The sequence below is a fragment of the Micromonospora sp. B11E3 genome (assembly GCF_039871625.1).
Taxonomy (GTDB): domain Bacteria; phylum Actinomycetota; class Actinomycetes; order Mycobacteriales; family Micromonosporaceae; genus Micromonospora.
Map to the genome: position 1 here is coordinate 1 of NZ_JBDPMC010000201.1, position 1,513 is coordinate 1,513.

Annotated in this window: 1 protein-coding gene; it reads left to right on the forward strand. The window is 67.0% G+C overall.

Going from position 1 to position 1,513, the window contains the following annotated elements; all coding sequences use genetic code 11:
- Positions 1-171: 171 nt before the first annotated feature.
- Complete coding sequence (locus tag ABGB16_RS33650) at positions 172-1,500, forward strand: IS4 family transposase (protein WP_347672088.1); 1,329 nt, start codon at positions 172-174, stop codon at positions 1,498-1,500.
- Positions 1,501-1,513 lie beyond the last annotated feature (13 nt).

Here is a 1,513-nt window from a genome sequence, read left to right on the forward strand (position 1 = left end):
CAACGCCGCTCGGTTAAGGCGTTGTGGCGGCTGTCGAGGGGTGTGTCGCTCAGGCAAACAGAAGCGGAGTTCCGGTATTGAGGTGAGTCACTCCAAGAAACCCTCGAGACCAGGAACTCCGCTTTGGTCGATCAGATTGCCATAACCCGTACGGTGAGGGTAGCCGCGGGGGTGTTCGCACCGGGTCATCTGGGTGAGTTGACCCAGTTCATACCCTTCGAGATGGTCGATGAGATCCTCGCCGCGACCCGCCGTACGCAGCAGCGGATCCGACTGCTGCCGGCCCGGGTGGTGGTCTATCTCGTCCTGGCGGGTTGCCTGTTCGCCGAACTCGGCTACGGGCAGGTGTGGCAGAAACTGACCGCCGGTCTGGCCGGGCTGGACCTGGCCGAGCCGTCCTCGGGGACGTTACGTGAGGCACGGCAGCGGCTCGGGTCCGCGCCGCTGCGGGCGTTGTTCGACCTGCTCCGCGGCCCGGCGGTCACCACGGCGAACCACGCCGTGCGCTGGCGGGGGCTGCTGGTGACCGCGATCGACGGGACCACGATGTCGGTAGCCGACGCCGAGGCGGTCCGGGCCCGTTACCGCAAACAACGGGGTAACCACGGCGGGGCCGGCTACCCGGCCCTGCGGCTGAGTGTCCTGCTGACCTGCGGCACCCGCTCGATCATCGACGCCGTGTTCGGCCCGATCAGCACCGGTGAACTCGACCAGGCCCGCACCCTGGCCCGTAGCCTGCGGGCCGGGATGCTGCTACTGGCCGACCGCAACTACGCCGCCGCCGACCTCATCACCACACTCGCCGCGACCAAGGCCGACCTGCTGATCCGCTGCAAGAACGGCCGCCGCCTACCCGTGATCACCCGCTACCGCGACGGCTCATGGCTATCGACCATCGGCACCCTGCGCGTGCGGGTCATCGACGCCCAGATCAGCGTCACCACCACCGACGGCACCCGCACCGGTGGCTACCGGCTGATCACCACCCTGCTCGACCCGCACACCCACCCCGCCGGCGAATTGATAAAGCTGTATCACCGCAGATGGGAAATCGAAACCGCCTACCTGGAGATCAAATCCAGCATCCTCGGCGGCCGGGTCCTACGCGCACGCACCCCCGACGGCATCGACCAGGAGATCTACGCCCTGCTCACCGTCTACCAGGCCCTCCGCACCGCCATGACCGATGCCACCGACAGCCAGCCCGCCACCAACCCCGACCGAGCCAGCTTCACCACCGCCCTGAACACCGCCCGCGACCAGATCACCAACGCCACCGGCGTCATCGCCGACACCGTCATCGACCTGGTCGGCGCCATCGGCCGCGCGGTCCTGGCCCACCTGCTACCCGACCGCCGGATCCGGGTGAAAACCCGGATGATCAAACGCTCAAACTCCAAGTACCAAGCCCGCGGACCCAACGTAGACCGGCATAGCTACAAAGCCACCATCGCGATCGACATCATCACAAACCATTGCGAAACACCCGCCGGACCTTAACCGAGCGGCGTTG